Annotated in this window: 13 protein-coding genes; 10 read left to right on the plus strand and 3 right to left on the minus strand. The window is 51.3% G+C overall.

Annotated elements, in window-relative coordinates; all coding sequences use genetic code 11:
• The first annotated feature begins 101 nt into the window (after positions 1-101).
• From BLS62_RS21135 to BLS62_RS21145, 3 genes are all read left to right on the plus strand, one after another.
• Positions 102-566, plus strand: a complete 465-nt coding sequence (locus BLS62_RS21135) for a hypothetical protein (protein ID WP_208991005.1) — start codon at positions 102-104, stop codon at positions 564-566.
• A 583-nt stretch (positions 567-1,149) separates the two neighbouring features.
• Complete coding sequence (locus BLS62_RS21140; RefSeq protein WP_093185424.1) at positions 1,150-4,374, plus strand: 2Fe-2S iron-sulfur cluster-binding protein; 3,225 nt, start codon at positions 1,150-1,152, stop codon at positions 4,372-4,374.
• A 93-nt stretch (positions 4,375-4,467) separates the two neighbouring features.
• Positions 4,468-4,842, plus strand: coding sequence for an MmcQ/YjbR family DNA-binding protein (locus BLS62_RS21145; RefSeq protein WP_093185429.1), 375 nt, complete (start codon positions 4,468-4,470; stop codon positions 4,840-4,842).
• Positions 4,843-5,671: 829 nt separating this feature from the next.
• Here the strand turns inward: BLS62_RS21145 and BLS62_RS21150 are convergent.
• On the minus strand, positions 5,672-6,466 hold the full coding sequence (locus BLS62_RS21150) for a 5'-nucleotidase, lipoprotein e(P4) family (protein ID WP_208991006.1): 795 nt from the start codon (positions 6,464-6,466) through the stop codon (positions 5,672-5,674).
• A gap of 386 nt (positions 6,467-6,852) precedes the next feature.
• Between BLS62_RS21150 and BLS62_RS21155 the strand changes: the two genes are divergently transcribed.
• From BLS62_RS21155 to BLS62_RS21180, 6 genes are all read left to right on the plus strand, one after another.
• Positions 6,853-7,245 (plus strand): GFA family protein, encoded by a 393-nt coding sequence (locus BLS62_RS21155; RefSeq protein WP_093185433.1) that lies wholly within the window; start codon positions 6,853-6,855, stop codon positions 7,243-7,245.
• 235 nt (positions 7,246-7,480) lie between these two features.
• Positions 7,481-8,212 (plus strand): energy-coupling factor ABC transporter ATP-binding protein, encoded by a 732-nt coding sequence (locus tag BLS62_RS21160; protein WP_093185438.1) that lies wholly within the window; start codon positions 7,481-7,483, stop codon positions 8,210-8,212.
• Positions 8,209-8,847, plus strand: a complete 639-nt coding sequence (locus tag BLS62_RS21165) for an energy-coupling factor transporter transmembrane component T family protein (protein WP_093185442.1) — start codon at positions 8,209-8,211, stop codon at positions 8,845-8,847. Before BLS62_RS21160 ends, BLS62_RS21165 begins: the two co-directional genes overlap by 4 nt.
• A complete protein-coding gene (locus tag BLS62_RS21170) occupies positions 8,837-9,394 on the plus strand; it encodes a biotin transporter BioY (RefSeq protein WP_093185448.1) in 558 nt (185 codons plus the stop codon). The genes BLS62_RS21165 and BLS62_RS21170 overlap by 11 nt, the downstream gene beginning before the upstream one ends.
• Entirely contained in the window at positions 9,391-10,821 is a 1,431-nt protein-coding gene (locus BLS62_RS21175; protein ID WP_093185454.1) for an AMP-binding protein, read from the plus strand. The genes BLS62_RS21170 and BLS62_RS21175 overlap by 4 nt, the downstream gene beginning before the upstream one ends.
• Positions 10,821-11,963: a thiolase family protein gene (locus BLS62_RS21180; protein WP_093185459.1), complete on the plus strand. Its 1,143-nt coding sequence runs from the start codon at positions 10,821-10,823 to the stop codon at positions 11,961-11,963. Before BLS62_RS21175 ends, BLS62_RS21180 begins: the two co-directional genes overlap by 1 nt.
• On the opposite strand, the gene BLS62_RS21185 is transcribed toward BLS62_RS21180, so the two are convergent.
• Together BLS62_RS21185 and BLS62_RS21190 are read right to left on the minus strand one after the other, a co-directional pair.
• Complete coding sequence (locus BLS62_RS21185) at positions 11,945-13,153, minus strand: ROK family protein (RefSeq protein WP_093185464.1); 1,209 nt, start codon at positions 13,151-13,153, stop codon at positions 11,945-11,947. The two genes, BLS62_RS21180 and BLS62_RS21185, sit on opposite strands and share 19 nt — an antisense overlap.
• A 145-nt stretch (positions 13,154-13,298) precedes the next feature.
• Positions 13,299-14,537: an MFS transporter gene (locus tag BLS62_RS21190; RefSeq protein WP_093185468.1), complete on the minus strand. Its 1,239-nt coding sequence runs from the start codon at positions 14,535-14,537 to the stop codon at positions 13,299-13,301.
• 128 nt (positions 14,538-14,665) lie between these two features.
• On the opposite strand from BLS62_RS21190, the gene BLS62_RS21195 reads away from it, so the two are divergent.
• Entirely contained in the window at positions 14,666-15,934 is a 1,269-nt protein-coding gene (locus BLS62_RS21195; RefSeq protein WP_093185473.1) for an ArsB/NhaD family transporter, read from the plus strand.
• Positions 15,935-15,949 lie beyond the last annotated feature (15 nt).

Consider the following 15,949-nt stretch of genomic DNA (forward strand, 5'->3'; position numbering starts at 1 on the left):
ATTTCATGTTCCGGAATTCAAGTGTAGTCGGCGTTTCGAACTAGAATATAACGTAAGTGTAGCTCTACAAAATTTGTATCTGATCTATTTGTGTACTTAATATGAATATTACATATGTTTGGTTGAGTGTTGTCGGTTCTACAGCTTATATGAAGTCGTCATATATAATGGGTGGAATTGCGATGAAGTGTATTTTGATTGTAATGTTTGCACTGCTCTCATCCAATGCGTGTGCAGATACTTTAGAAAAGCACGTTGCCGCCAACCGCACTGCAAAGCTTGATGTTTATGGATATTATATTCATGAAAGCTGCACATCATCGATCCCGCGCAAAGTGTCTTTTGTTAAAAAGCCTGAGCATGGCATTATACGCTTTGTGCAATCTCGCTCTGCCATAGCTCGTAATGCTGGAAAATGTGCTGGCAAGGTCACTAATGAGCTGATCATGTATTATTCGCCAGACAAGGACTATCGCGGAACGGACAAGGTTGTGACTAAGTTTCGTATGCTCTCAGCAGGGCAGACGATTTATGGCGGTCATACCTACGAGATTGATGTTCAATAAGCGTGTCTTTCTTGAGTGACGCCTAGTTTGTTAGGTAAGCGCATTTGTTTTGATAGGCTGACTCTTTCTTTCACTTCCATGCTTATCAGCTCTTTGTGGGCTGGGTGTTTGTAGTATGGGTGCGCGTTGTCCGTACTTCGTTTACAGCGTTTTATCAATTGTTGTGTTGAGCCGCTTACGATCGCGCCGCAATTACACAATGCGAAATTGGTGAGTTTTGCACCATCGTTCAATTCCCACGATATCACTGATGCAATATAAGGCTCTGTGTCCTATGCAGATTGAGGTTGTTGCTTACGCATTGGTCAATTCTTGGCAGTAACCGCCTTCAAGTGTGGGTCTTGAAGTGGAAAATCTCAATTGTGGTCATTAATCCTGCAATTATATTGTGTTTTTGCCGTTGGGTTTCTCTCAAAACAAAGGGAGGAAACGGCTTATTGTTGACATGAGTGCAGCAAAGCCTAAGAATTTCGGCAATGATTTTTGAGTAACGCGGTCGGGGGGATCGTCGTTGCTACTAAACAATTGAATAAATGCCGGACAAGGACAAAATCGCCAATGTTCACCGGCTCGGGGGAATGTCATGCGTCTGTTTTCTTATAAGAACAGGAAGGTTCATCTTGGACCATATCCATCAGAGCGGTTGAAGCGGACGCAGGATGCTATCGATTTGAGTAAAGTTCCGAGTGTGGAGCCAACTGTTTATTTCGATCGTGAAAACCCCGAAATCCTAAGCAATTCCATGGCGTCGTTCAGCGCAATCATGGATGCTATTCGCGATGGTGCACACAATGCCAAGCTCTCTGAAATTCCAGATGATCCGCAGGAACGTTCCAACCACTTGAAAGCTGCTGGTTACTTTTTTGATGCATCTATGATGGGAACTTGCGCCGTGACGGAGGAGCACTTTCTTGCTCAGCCGCTGCGCAACCCTGATTTGGATAAGCTGGCGCAAGACCTTCAGACATTTCAGCCTAAGACGTTGGCGGCTGGCATTGATGTGACCATGGCAGATGTTCGTGATAGCGCGGCGTCTACTCCTGGGCCAGTTACACATCATAGCTTTGCCATGGTTGTTTTGATGGAACATCCACGCGCGCCAAGGGAAAACGAACCGGGTGGAAACTGGATCACGGGCACTTGTGATCAGCGCTCCGCTATTCGCGCGGCTGAAGTGGCTGTCGTTTTGGCGAACTATTTGCGTTTGCTGGGCGTTGAGGCAAGGGCGCACACGACGACAAGCTCTGATGTGGATCTCAACCGGCTTGCTGTTTCCGCTGGACTTGTTGAAGTGGCGCAAACGGATGGCGACTATGTTGTTTCAAATCCATATGTGGGCACTGAGTTTACGTTAGCTGCAATCACAACCACGCTTGAGCTGACACCTGACCTTCCACTTGCACCGCGCAAGTTTGCAGATATCTGGAGCTCTCATGGTCCAGCTTGGCAGTTGGGAATGGGGACGTTCAAGAACGCGTTCAATCGCAAGCCTTTTGAGAACCGCGACTACCACATGGGCGCGTTCCCGTTTGAGAAGATCAAGCGGGTTGACGAGACCACCACGTTTATTGATGAGCCGCGCGTCCCGCGTGTGCCAAAACGGGCTGACATGTTTGCGCGTGCGCTGTTTGGTGACATGGGCAAGTCATTGCAGGAAGCCGCCAAGAACGGTGGTTATCTTGCTAAAAATCCAATGGGATATTGTGCGCGCCGAGCTCTTGCTGCGCTGATCCTGCTGCAAGATGGTGAGGCAGCACCCGAAATTGCACCAAGCGCGATGGATTTGGACAAAAACGCTGCCAACGTAAAGTCTGCACTCTATTTCCTAGGGGCCGATGCAGTTGGTCTCTCGCGTTGTCCAGACTACGCGTATTACTCCCATGATGCGCGTGGGGAAGAAATTACGCCATACCACAAAAATGCGATTTCCATTCTGGTGGACCAAGGGCATGAAACCATGGAGGGCGCCAGCGGGGATGACTGGATTTCCGGGGCTCAATCCATGCGGGCGTATCTGCGCACCTCCATTATTGGCGGTATTGTTGCGGAGCAAATCCGGCGCTTGGGTTATCCCGCACGGTGTCATTCTGTGGTCGATGGCGAAGTCCTGCAGCCACCGCTTCTTCTGTTATCTGGCCTAGGTGAAGTAAGCCGCATTGGTGAGGTTATTTTGAATCCATACCTTGGGCCGCGTTTGAAGTCCGGTGTGGTGACCACTGATATGCCGTTCACCTTTGACAAGCCAATTGACTTTGGTCTGCAACGCTTTTGCGAAAGCTGCAATAAATGTGCGCGTGAATGCCCATCTGGTGCAATCACAGCTGGGCCAAAACGAATGTTCAACGGTTACGAGATCTGGAAATCCGATTCTGAGAAGTGTGCTCGCTATCGTGTGTCTCAACCGGCCGGTTCTTTGTGTGGACGCTGCATGAAAACGTGTCCATGGAATCTGGAAGGCCTGTTTGCAGAGGCGCCGTTCCGTTGGACGGCGATGACTATACCATCCTCCGCAAAGCTTCTGGCAAAACTAGATGACAAGCTCGGCAACGGCTCCATCAATCCAGTTAAAAAATGGTGGTGGGATCTGGTTGCTAGTGGTGAAGGCAATTATGTTATCGCCGAGGAGACCAACTCACGCGACTTGCAGCTGAATCTGGATTTGAAATACGAAGATCAAACACTCGCGGTTTATCCGGCTAATTTGGCTCCGCATCCTTGGCCTTTCCCGTTTCTGATGGATCGGGAAGCTGGCATTAAAGCTTATCAGGGCATGATTTCTGCTGCGGAATACAAGTCACGGCTTGCCGCCGGCTCGTCAGAACTAGCTCCCATTTATGCCGTGAGTGCAAGCTCTTCGCCGGTTCTGGCTGTTCGCCTATCTAAGGTGGACGTGGAGGCCGAGGGGGTCTCGCGTTATGAATTTGCGCTGGACGATGGCTCTCCGTTACCTGTGTTTGAGGCAGGTGCACATATTGATGTTGTGGTTGCACCAGAGTTTTTGCGTCAGTATTCCCTCGCAGGCAATCCATCAGACAACAGTAAGTATGTGATTGGGGTTTTAGAGGAAACAGGTGGACGGGGCGGTTCTGCTTTGATGCACCGGATCTTCCATGAAGGGCGGCGGGTGTTCATCTCTAAGCCTATCAACCATTTTCCACTGCATGAAGAGGCGACAAAAACCCTGCTGTTTGGCGGCGGTATTGGTGTTACGCCAATGATTGCGATGGCACACCGCTTACACGATTTGGGCAAACCGTTTGAGCTGCACTACTGTTTCCGACACCGACATAAAGCCGGGTTTATTGATGAAATTAAGTGCGCGCCTTGGGCTGATAAAGCGTTCATCCATTGTTCAAGTGAAGGATCGCGTGCGGATCTTAAGTCAATTCTTTCTGGATATGAAAAGGGCTCTCACGTTTACACATGTGGTCCGGACGCCTTTATGGACGGTGTGCTGGACACGGCGGCTGAATGCGGCTGGGCTGAGGACGGAGTACACAAAGAGTACTTCTCGGTTCCAGACCAAGGCGATTATGTAAACTCGAGCTTCTTTGTGAAACTTGCCTCTTCCGGGGACCGTATTGAGGTCCCAGAGAACAAGAGTGTAGCTGATGTCCTTAATGAGCTGGGGATCTCTGTTCCAACGAAATGCTCTGATGGTATTTGTGGGGTTTGTACCGCCAAATATAAAGGCGCTGAAGTTGAACACCGTGACTTTGTTTTGAGCGGGAAGGCGCGGGAGGATACTCTGGTATTATGCTGCTCCCGAGCTAAGGATGCTGGCGCGGAACTGGAACTGGATCTGTAATAGGTCCAACGCACTTTAGATCGCCTTCTCTTTGTTTAAACAGAGAGGAGTGCGGTTTTGTTGTTTTGTGCGCTCCGAAATAGGGGAACTGCTTTGATCCGTGATGAGTTTGATATTTATTGTAAGTCTTTGATTGGAACAACGAATGTTGTTCAGTGGGGGAATGCTTCTGTCTGGAAGGTTGGAGGGAAGATCTTTGCGATCTGCTCCAATTGGGGTGATGAGGTGGAAGGTTCAACCGGCATCAAGATCAGCTTTAAATGCTCTGAATTGTCCTATCAGATTTTGACCGAACAAGACGGCATAATTCCTGCGCCTTATCTGGCTCGCGCCAAATGGGTGCAGATTGAGACTTCAGTTGCGATGGAAGATCAGGACATAAAAAACTACGTCCGTGAAGCGCATAGCATTATTGCAAGGAAGTTGACTAAGAAGCTGCAGAGAGAAATCGGTTTCTGTGCAGCTTGAAATTTGTCTAGGATGTACGTCTGGCGAATTTGTTGATTACTGGAGGTGGGGGTCTCTTGTCGGTCTCATAAACTTATCGATGGGGGTATAAGACGCCGACTGTCGTGGGAGACCTAGTTTTCGTGTTATGAGCTTGTATCAAGCCTCTTCAAGGCTAAGTGTTTGTTTTAACATACGGATACTTGGTTTGCGTGGCTATGTGTGGAATTGCGTTTTTGCGATGAAAATGCGTTGCTAAGAGGCATTGAGGTCTATTTGCAATAGGGCCGCGGGATGACTGCTCTTTCCAGAATATACCATCTTTAGATGCCTCAAAATCAATTTGAGATGGCTGGTGGTCATTATCTCATTGCCTCCATTCTTGATCCGCAAATCAGCTCCTGAGAAATGTGTGAGAGAATAAACTAATCTTGAGGAAAAGGCATAATTAGATATGCCCGCAATTGGTAAAATGCTCAGTGAGAGTGAGTTCGGGATTTATCCCCTTAACATCTTCACTTATTCGCCTTTGCGACGGGGTCAAAACTGGGGAAGTGCTTTTCATCCATGCAATGGGATGATGAAGGTAGCATCGTGCGTATTTACTGATAAGGAGAGGCTGTAGATCGGAATTGGCAGTATCGCATTATCAGACCACATGGATAACGGCTCGCCACACGACGTGATCTGCGCAAGTGATGTCACACCACTATCTAGGAAATTTCATTGGTCTTCGTAAACCAATGGAACCATAAGTGGCAGACATCACTCAAATACGTTTCGGTTGGGCTTTAAGACCAATCAGCCTCCGGCAGATCCGGCGGCGTTCAGGAAGGTCAAGCCGACCTGATTACCATTTTTCGATAATTGTCTCGTCGCTCCATATAGTCAGGGGTTCTTCGGACCACGTGCCGTAGGCGGTGTTCGGAAAGACGATCCATTCGGTGCCCCATTTAGCTGCGTTTTCGTCGACCAATGCCTTTTGATCGTCCAGCGGGGTCTTGCGGAAGCCGCCGTCAAAATCATGCAGTGTGTCGCCAAGCATGAGAACAATCTGATAGTCTTTGCTCACAGACGCGCGGCGCTCCACTTTGGGAGGTCCGAGCAGCAGAACTGTCTCGGCGCTGATCTGCGGCAAGCCCAACTCTTTCAGCGTGGCCAGTGTGTAGTCTTTCTGCTTGTCTGAGCGGTCTGAAATGTAGCGGATAGCAACACCCAGGTCATTTGCGTAGTCTAGGAATTCTTTCGCGCCGGGGATCAGCGTTGGCTTGCCGTTACGTTCCCACGGAAGCCATGTGTCCCAAACGTCATAGGTGTGGCAGTTCGCTAGATCACGGGCCAGCAGCGCGGTGTTATCAATCACCGTCTCGTCCAGATCTGAAACGATGGCCAGTTTTGAGGGATCGGCGGCCTTTTTGACTGCGGCAGCCAGCTTTTGCGTGGCAATGTTATAGGCTTGTCTCTGCAGTGCCCGGACCTCGGCTGATTGCTGCTGAAAACGTAAGCCCATGGTGAATTCGGCAACAGAACATTCGTTTGAGGAGGCCTCTTGCGCAGAGCTCGCCTGAGCCAGTGCGCCCAATGCCAGACAGGCCAATACGGAGGTGGTGAGGAAACGGTGTTTCATGCGGATATTCTCTTTCATTCAGTTCATGCTCTCTGGGCTCGGAGCAAATGACCTACGAAATTACGTGTAAGTCACATTCATTTGGATTACCAAATCCGCGTACGTAATCATACCGTGTTCATAGTCCTATTGACATTACTTAGGGGCATGTGGGGTTCTTTCCAGTTTCTGGACAATCGAGTGCAATGACTTTGATTGTTTTAGGAGATGGGAATGTGCACGAAACGAAACACCTTTTAGGAGGAGCTTAAAAGCGGTGTTGTCGTTGGTCGGCCGTGCGTCGAAGAGCTGCTTTGAGCCCAATATGTCGATGCAGTGGTTCTCGGCTCTCGGGGTGGTGAAACATGGACGTCAGACAAGGTTTACTGTAAACATCCCACTGTTTGATTCCAGAGGAGACCCACATGGAGCAATTCACCGGCGGCTGTCTGTGCGGTAACGTTCGAATTGTGGCATCAGGTCTGCCTTATCGGGTCGGCATTTGTCACTGTCTTGATTGCCGCAAGCATCATGGGGCTCTCTTTTACGCATCCGCAGTCTTCCATGAGGATGCAGTCGTCGTGGACGGAGAAACGCGCGACTATGAAGGGCGACATTTTTGCCCTCGCTGTGGTTCCTCCGTTTTCGCACACAGTTCAGACGAAATCGAAGTGCATCTGGGTTCTTTGGATGCCACGAGCCAACTCGTGCCTACTTACGAAAGTTGGGCCACGCGCCGTGAGGAATGGCTGCCGCCGTTTCCACTTGCGGCTAGTTATGAGCGCGATCGTGACGAAACGAATCGCTCTGAAGAGTAGGTTCTCGCAAGCGCTTGAAAAGCTGTCACTCGGCCATTGGGCAGAAATGGCAGTAAAATCCGCTTTGCCGGCAACACAAGGGCTTTAATGCTGCGTATTGCATCAATGCCCGAATGACGAGCTGAGGTGTGTTTGCTCCTGGTCGTTCTTCTGAGCGGTCTCCTATAAACCTATGGCAAGTAAGAAGGGCATTGTGTATAGGAGAGCCTCCTCTCTCAACTATTGATGGCGCGGCGTGAGTGATAGTCTGAAAACAATCTTTTTTGACTGTGTTTCCATTGAGCGCAGTGGTTCCACGATTGTCTCTGATGTGAGTGCAACACTCTCTGAGGGTCGGATCGGGATTATTGGCCGGAATGGGTCTGGTAAATCAACGCTTGTCCGCAGCCTGAATGGGTTGTTGCCTATAGCCTCAGGTCAGCTGAAGGTTCATGGTGTTGGCGCTGATGAAGGGGCTAAGGGGCTTGCCCTTGTCACTGGGTTTGTTTTTCAAAATCCTGATCATCAGCTGATCTTTCCCACTGCAATTGAAGAGCTGTGTTTTGGCTTGCGTCAGCTTGGCGTTGGTAAGGCGCCCGCTAAAAAGCAAGGTCTGGCTTTTTTGAAAGAACACGGCATTGCTGATTTGGCGGAGCGACCTGTTCATGAACTCTCTGAGGGGCAGAAGCAACTCATTTGCATTCTTGCAGTGCTGATAATGGAGCCGAAGCTGATTGTGCTTGATGAGCCGTTTTCCAGCCTAGATCTTCGGACGCGTCATGCCTTGCGCCACAAACTTGAGAAGTTGGACCAGCAGATTGTGTTTGTAAGCCATGAGCTGGATGCGCTGAGTGATTATGACCGGGTGCTTTGGATCGAGAATGGATCGATCAAGGCAGACGGTGATCCGGCGGATGTGCTTGGTGCTTATCAGCAGAGCGAGTTGGCAGGGGCTGAGCTTTATTTTGAAGGGCGGCACGGCTCATGATCTCGCTCTACATGGCTGGAGATAGTTGGGCGCATCGGTTGTCGGCACGGCTGAAGCTGCTGGGCCTGTTCGTTTTAAGCCTCGTGGTCCTACCCTATAATGAGTGGTGGGTTTCGCTTGGGTTGTTGAGCGGTTCTGTGCTGCTTTATGTAAGCCTAGGTAAGCGGGGGATACGTTCCCTAACTGTTGTGCGGCCTCTTCTTTGGATGCTTTCCATTATACTTATCTTCCATGTTGTAATGGGGGATGTTGTTCTGGGGGTAAGCACAGTATTGCGCCTATTGGCGATGGTGCTCCTTGCGAACTTTATTAGTATAACCACCCGTATGGAGGCTCTGATGGATGCGGTTGAGCCGCTTTTTCGGCCTCTTCGTGTGTTTGGTATATCCTCAAGGCGGGTTTCACTCGCAGTCGCGTTGGTTATTCGGTTTGTTCCTGTTCTGATGGCAGTTTATGCTTCTCTGCAAGAGGCGTATAAAGCGCGAACGACCAAATCTAACAGCTGGCGCTTGTTGGCACCCTTTGCCTTGCACGCAATAAAAATGACAGAGCATGTTGCTGAAGCCCTGACCGCACGAGGTGGTGCGGACGGGTTTGACGTCAAGACCAAAAGTAAGGAAACAAATGTCCAGTGATCGTACCCTCGTTCAAGTCGCTTTTTACGCGGCTCTTATTGCAGCTCTCGGGCTGGTGCCGCCGATTAACTTTGCATTTGTAGGTGGCGTGCCTATTACCGCGCAAACGCTTGGCGTTATGCTGGCCGGTATTATGCTTGGCCCGGTCCGTGGTGGTTTGGCTGTGGCTTTGCTGCTGTTCCTCGTCGCCCTTGGTCTTCCGCTGCTTTCCGGTGGTCGTGGTGGTATCGGCGTGTTTTACGGTGCGTCTGCTGGGTATCTGGTTGGCTGGATCGTGGGTGCTATGGTTGCTGGTCTCGTGATGAACCTGACACGCAAACTGAACGTACTTGCTAGTGCTGTGCTGGCTGGTGTTATTGGCGGTATTGGCATGGTTTACCTGATTGGTATTCCGGTTGTGGCGTACAAGGTTGATATCTCCCTGCAGGCGTCTGCTCTTGGTGCTCTGGTTTATATTCCGGGTGATTTGATCAAGGTTGGTTTGGCAGCGGTTATTGCGCAGACAGTTGCGCGTGGCTTGCCATCTGCCTTGCTTTCTCGTGCATGAGTTATATCGGTCAAGACATTGATCAATTTGCGAGCCAGCGCCCCCAAGCGCTGGCTTTGCTTTGTGATGAGCATCGGTATAGCTGGGCGCAGCTTGCAGATGCGATTTCTCGTGTGGCTCACGGTGTTGCCGGTTCTGTTCAACGCGGGGAGGCGGTTGCTTTAGATTTCCAGCGGGCTGATTTGTTTCTGATTGCGTTTATGGGGGTGATCAGAGCGGGGTTGGTTGCTGTCGTTCTGGATGGCAAGTGGGCTCAGCAACGGAAAAGCGATGCTGAGCGAAGAGTGGGATGTATTGCGCGCCTTGGCGATGCTGAGGTTCTTAGTTTTCTTGGAACTGAGCTGGATCTTGTCTCTGAACGCTCAATCATAGCCGTAGAAACTGACCCGTTTTATATCGGTTTTACCTCCGGTTCGACTGGGGAGCCGAAAGGTTATTTACGCAGTCACGGGTCTTGGTTGACGGGTTTTAAGACCTCGCTTGATGTTATGGGCTTATGTGCTTCTGATCGGATTGCTGTGCCCGGTCCTATGAGCCATTCGCTGCATTTGTATGGTGCTGTGCAAGCGTTGGATATGGGGGCTGCTGTTTTGACGATAAGTCATCATCAGGTCCGGCGCTTTCCCAAGCAGATGCATGAGTTTGGCGCGAGTGTTGTTTATGCGACGCCAACCCAACTGCATTACCTGATTGCAGCGGCCAAAGGCAAAGTGGTGTTATCGGATCTGCAATGCATCTTGATCAGCGGCGCGAAGTGGACGGGGCAGGGCCTCGCTGACTTGCGCAGTGTTGCACCCAATGCAGAAGCGATTGAGTTTTACGGAGCATCAGAGCTGAGTTTTGTAAGTATCAAGGGGCGGCTGGATGAAGCGCCCTCGGGTTCGGTTGGGTTGCCTGTACCGGATATTAAGCTGGAGATCCGCAACTCAGTGGGTGCGTGTCTTGGAACGGGCGAGACCGGATGCATCTGGGTTGCCAGCCCGCATGTGTTTGACGGGTATGCTTGCGGGTCTGATGATAGCTTTCGGCAGGATGGCCGGTTTGTCACCATCGGGGATCATGGCTGGCTTGATGCTAATGGGTTCCTGTATGTCATCGGGCGTGAAAACAGGATGCTGGTGAGTTCTGGGGTTAATATTTACCCCGAAGAGGCTGAACGGTATCTGGAGAGCCGAAGCGACGTTGCTCATGCTGCTGTTTTGCCTAGCTCTGATGAGGTGCGCGGAACTGTTGCGGTTGCTTTGGTTCAAGCTGCGAGCCAACAGGAGTTGGATCCTTCGGGTTTGCTGCGGGATTTGAGAGAAAAACTCGGCGCATCCAAAGCTCCACGGCGTGTTGTGTTGTTGGATGGGGATTGGCCAATGACGGCAAGTGGTAAAACAGATTTTGGGCAGCTGGCTCGGCGTTATGAGCAGGAGTTGGGTTGATGGCCTCTGCTTATCTAATTGCTGCGCGACGAACGAGTGTTGAACCTCGCGGTGGTGTTCATGCTGGTCGTGGTGTGCATGAGTTATGGGCACCGGTGGCGACCGCTGCTCTTGCGGATGCGGGCCTCGGTTCGGACGATGTTGATGAGGTCGTACTCGGGAATGCGCTTTATGGCGGCGGCAATCCGGCTCGCGTTGCCGCGTTGCACAGTGGTTTGCCTGCCTCCGTTCCAGCTTCAACCATCGATAGTCAGTGTTGTTCGGGCCTTGATAGCGTGGTTCTGGCCGCGAGTAGTGTTGTTTCCGGTCAGGCTGATGTTGTTTTGTGCGGTGGTTTGGAAAGCTACTCAAAGCGACCTTTGCGAGCGCATCACGGGCAAGATGGGTGCCCCGAGTTTTATTTGCGACCTCCGTTTACGCCATGGACAGATCGCGACCCTGATATGATTGAGGCGGCTGTTCATTTGGCTGAGGCGTTTCTTATCTCCGATACTCGCCAGAATGATTGGGCTGTTGAGAGCCACCAAAAGGCATTGCATTCTTGTGAGCGTGAGCTTGTTTTACTGGGCGAGCAGGCTGAGCTGAAGGATGGATTTACGCGGAATCTCTCAGTACAGTTGGCAGCGCGCGCTAAGGTGCTTGCTGGGACGAGTGAGTATGTGCAGACGTCTGCAACGACTGCTGTTGAGGCCGATGCTGCTGCTGCGTTGCTTGTCGTTTCCGCAGCTGTATTGGAGCGGCTGAAGCCTGATTATGCGCTTGAAATTATGGGCAGTAGTCGGAGTGGAGCTGATCCTGTATTGCCGGGTCTGGCACCAATTGCCTCAACGAAGCGGGTGCTTTCCAAAACCAACGTGAAGGCGCAGGATTTTGCTGTTGTTGAGATCATGGAAGCGTTTGCGTCTCAGGCGATCGCGTGTGCCGATGCGTTTGATTTTGACAGGTTGGCCGTCAATCGTGGAGGCGGGGCATTAGCGCGGGGCCATCCTATTGGTGCGTCTGGCGCTATTCTGGCAGTCCGACTTTTCCATGAGCTAAAGACCGAGCCTGAGGGTGCGCTCGGTCTTGCTATGATTGCAGCTGCTGGAGGTTTGGGAACGTCTATTGTGCTCCAGCGAAAGGCTCAATGCACCAGCGCTTGATCCAAATGCTTGAGGGCCTTGATGAGCAGACCTTGCAGGATGAAATCCTCATCCCACGGTAAGACTTCCAAATTAACGGAATCGAGCAGTGGCGTCAGGAGGCTGCTTTCCAGCCCTTTGTTCATGCCGTGCTTAAACAGGTCATAGGCTTGCATTGCTTTGCCCGTCAGGACAATGCGGCTTGGATCCAGCAGCGAGATGGTGCGAGCAAGGCTGACGCCCAGAGCAAAGCCTGCATCAGTAAACACCTTTTGAGCCTGCGCGTTGCCTTCACGGGCTTTTTCGCGCAGGTTCTGGATGTATTCCGGGCCGTAGAACATGGCTGACGGAGAGGTTTCTTTGGGGAGCTTTTGTGCTTCGCGATAGAGCGCATAATCGGCTATGTAAGCTTCCAGACACCCCATCATGCCGCATCTGCACGCTGCACCGTCTGGTGTGAAAGGTGAGTGGCCATATTCAGCTGCAGCTCCCGTCTCTCCCCGGTACAATGCGTTCTTGATGAAGATGCCCATACCCACACCACGGTCGATATAAACCACGACGAAGTTGCCGCTGTATTTTTCGGTGTCTTGCCGGTGCAGGGCTTCTGCGATCATGTTGGTATCGTTGTAAAGCGTACAGGTGATGCCCAAAGACCGGGAGAGTTTTGCGGTAAGCTCTACCTGACGTTCTGCGATTGTTGGCGACCAGATGATTGAGCCGTTGCGTTTGCCAACGATGCCTTGGGTCGCAACCGTAATTTCCATCACGCTGCGCGCCCTCAAAGGCTCAGTTTTGAGCAAGGCTTTGATTTCATTTGTGAGCAGAGTGACGAATGCATCTCCGCCCATGTCTGAGGATTCCACGATGAACTTGGCTTCGGCATGTTGGTGGCCGGTGTAATCCACGAGTGAGAGGCTGACACGGTCCACTGAGATCTTTACAGCAACAACATGGGCTACATCATCTCGCAGGCACAGGTATGTTCGCGGTCGGCCTCGTGTATTCGCATTGGGGTTGGGCTGCTCCATCTCTTCGGTGATCAGGCCCCGGTCTGTGAGATCGGCAGTAATGGATGTTACTGCTGCAAGAGATAAGCCTGTCAACCTGCCCAAGTCGACCCGTGCAAGAGAAGAATGTTGCCGTAAACTGGACAAAACCACAAACCGGTTTTGCCGGCGGACTTGTTCTTTACCAGCTTTTTCAATCATTCGAGTACTTGCCTACGTATCGCTCAAAAGTGGTCTCTGTGATTTGTTAGGTACAAGCATAAATTTTAGAGGGCAAACAAATAAAGAGAGGAGTTGTATTTATCGGCGGTTTTACCTGAAATATGAGATGACCTATTCGTAAGGACTAGCTCGTTTGGTGAGGTGAAACATCTGTATCCGTGTCTACCCTCTTTTGCAGGGTCTCCGGCATCAAAATCAAATACATAAAGCCGCCCACCAAGGCGAGGCTCGCCAGTGTGATGAAGGCGGGTGCATAGCCGAAGAATTGCACGATTTCCTCTGCTATCAAATTGGAGAATGCTGAGCCTATGCCAACAACAGCTGCCAAGGCTCCCTGCACGAGGTTGAAACGTCCTGTGCCGTGGGTCAGGTCTGCAGCGATGAGGAGGATGATCACTCCGAAAATGCCATTGGCGATGCCATCCAGCGACTGAACTGAGATCAGAGCGTAGGGATCTTCCAGCCACATAAACAACAAGCCACGAATGGGCAGGATGAAGAATGCCAGCAGGAAGAGCGGCTTTCGGCCCCATGCATCTGCCTTGGCTGCGCACAGCAGAGACATGAGCACCATCCAGAATTGGGCGACGATGATACAGGCAGAAACAAACGCAATGCCGATGTTGACGTTTGAATTGATCGACAGTTTTTGGCTCACCAGCGGGAGCATGGCAGCGTTGGCAAAGTGGAACATGAACACGCACATGACCAGCGTCACGAGGCGTTTATCCGAGAGCACGGTTGCAAGTGCGGAAGGTTCATCACCATCGTTGGAACTGTGGGTGAGGCCACCGCGTGCTGCATTGTGATTGATCTTGGAGCCATCCACCATGCCGACGCAGATTGCCATGCCAATGGCCATCATGGCGACCAGCCAAAAGACGCCTTCGGCAGAGATCCAAAGTGCAAGACCTGCGCCCAACAAAGCGGCAAAGACGTTGCCTGAGTGGTTGGCTGCCTGATTGGCTCCCATTTGCACAGTGAAGTGCTCCGGCCCTGAAATGCCGAGGGTTATAGCTGCAATGCAGGGGCCGACAAAGGCAATGGCAATGCCCATGAGGATTTGGGCGACATAGATAATGATTTGGTATTGGGAGAACAGCAAGATTGAGAGCGTTGCTGCACCAATCAACAAGGCACAGGAGGCGAGGAGGAGACGTTTGCTGCTGGTGTTGTCAATGAAAGCGCCGGCGGGGGTTTGAAACGCAACGGTGGTCAACGAGCCGATAGCAAGGACTATGCCGATGCTGCCGGGAGACCATTGTAGACCCGCGAGTAGGTAAATCGCCAGATAAGGGCCAAGGCCGCCCACGACATCGCCTGCGAAAAAGTTAGTCCCTAGCATTGCCTTATTGAGCTTCATGAAGACCCTGAATGTTGCCTGACTTTGCCTGAGAATAGGAGAGAACTCTCTACAAGCATCCAAGGATTTCGCTCGATTGTGGGAACTGGCATTAATCAGCTGTCAAATGGAGCTGGTTACGGTGAAGAATGTCGATTTCTCTCGGTGTTTCTGCGCTTATCTTTCTTGCAATTGCTGTCCGCCAATGGCTGCCGCCTCTGGTTCGGATCTGGCACATTATGCTGGCAGGGGCGATTGTATTGCTGATGCTGGGAGAGATTGCCCCGGAAGATGCGTTTTGGGCCGTTGACTGGCAGCTGATCGGTTATCTGTTTGCCGTATTCAGCATCGCCTCTTCGCTCTATGACACAGGGCTTTCGCAGGAAATTGCTGATCTGCTGCTGAAACGAGCCCAACCAAGATTGGCGTTGCTGTGGTTCATTGTTGCCTCTGCTGTGTGCGCTGCGGTTTTGACCAATGATGCTGCTGCGGTGATCGGCGTGCCCATTGCGATTATTTTGAGCAGGGCTTTTCAATGGAAACTTGCCGGTGTGCTGGTGGCTTTGTGCGCAGCTGTTACCGTTGGATCCATGGTGTCTCCCGTGGGGAACCCGCAGAATATCTTGGTGGTGAACGCAGCCAATTTCCCGAATATGCTGGCGACTTTTGCAATTTGGGCTTTGGTTCCGGGTGTGATCTGCCTCACGGCTGTTTTCTTTCGGTTCCACCGGCTGGTGAAAAAGAACGGTTCGGATGAGAGTGTGATTGGTTCTACTGATGCTGAGAGCAAGGCTGAGGTGATTGTAGTGAGCCGCAAGCAATGGCCTGCGCTGATCTCCGTGGTTGTGTTGGTCGGAATTATTGTGGGTGATAGTTTGGGCCGCACTTACTTTCACTTTGGGCCGCTGCCGTTTGGCTGGGTTGGGCTTGTCTCGTGTCTGCCGATTTATCTGGCGGGGGATGAACGCTTGCGTGTGCTGAAGGAAGTGGATTGGGCGACGCTTGTCTTCTTTGTCGCCATGTTCATCGTCACAGGAGCATTGTACCAATCAGGCTCCCTGCAATACCTGCTTGGCTCATTGCAGGGCGAGCTTGCGGATTTGACTGTGACAGCTGTTGTCAGCTTCTGGGCCAGTCAGTTGTTCTCTAACGTGCCTGTGGTGGAGCTGTATCTGAAGCTTTTAGATGGCGGCAGCATGGGGACATTCATGATGCTCTCCACGATCTCAACAGCTGCCGGGAACCTCTTCATCATCTCAGCTGCCAGCAATGTGATTGTGGTTCAACAGGCTGAGAAGTTTGGAGCAACACCCTTCACGTTCTGGCAATTCTGTTTCTGGATGCTGCCGGTTACGGTGTTTTGTGTTGTGGTGAGTTATCTCTGGATTGTGGGGCTGACGATGGTTGGTTTTACATAATTAGCCGAGGATGTT

The organism is Pseudovibrio sp. Tun.PSC04-5.I4, assembly GCF_900104145.1.
Lineage (GTDB): Bacteria > Pseudomonadota > Alphaproteobacteria > Rhizobiales > Stappiaceae > Pseudovibrio.

Coding starts and splice junctions, on each gene's coding strand:
- BLS62_RS21140 (WP_093185424.1), top strand. CDS start 1,150: ATGCGTCTGTTTTCTTATAAGAACAGGAAGGTTCATCTTGGACCATAT.
- BLS62_RS21180 (WP_093185459.1), top strand. CDS start 10,821: ATGGCCTCTGCTTATCTAATTGCTGCGCGACGAACGAGTGTTGAACCT.
- BLS62_RS21150 (WP_208991006.1), bottom strand. CDS start 6,466: ATGAAAGAGAATATCCGCATGAAACACCGTTTCCTCACCACCTCCGTA.
- BLS62_RS21155 (WP_093185433.1), top strand. CDS start 6,853: ATGGAGCAATTCACCGGCGGCTGTCTGTGCGGTAACGTTCGAATTGTG.
- BLS62_RS21190 (WP_093185468.1), bottom strand. CDS start 14,537: ATGAAGCTCAATAAGGCAATGCTAGGGACTAACTTTTTCGCAGGCGAT.
- BLS62_RS21185 (WP_093185464.1), bottom strand. CDS start 13,153: ATGATTGAAAAAGCTGGTAAAGAACAAGTCCGCCGGCAAAACCGGTTT.
- BLS62_RS21195 (WP_093185473.1), top strand. CDS start 14,666: ATGTCGATTTCTCTCGGTGTTTCTGCGCTTATCTTTCTTGCAATTGCT.
- BLS62_RS21135 (WP_208991005.1), top strand. CDS start 102: ATGAATATTACATATGTTTGGTTGAGTGTTGTCGGTTCTACAGCTTAT.
- BLS62_RS21165 (WP_093185442.1), top strand. CDS start 8,209: ATGATCTCGCTCTACATGGCTGGAGATAGTTGGGCGCATCGGTTGTCG.
- BLS62_RS21175 (WP_093185454.1), top strand. CDS start 9,391: ATGAGTTATATCGGTCAAGACATTGATCAATTTGCGAGCCAGCGCCCC.
- BLS62_RS21170 (WP_093185448.1), top strand. CDS start 8,837: ATGTCCAGTGATCGTACCCTCGTTCAAGTCGCTTTTTACGCGGCTCTT.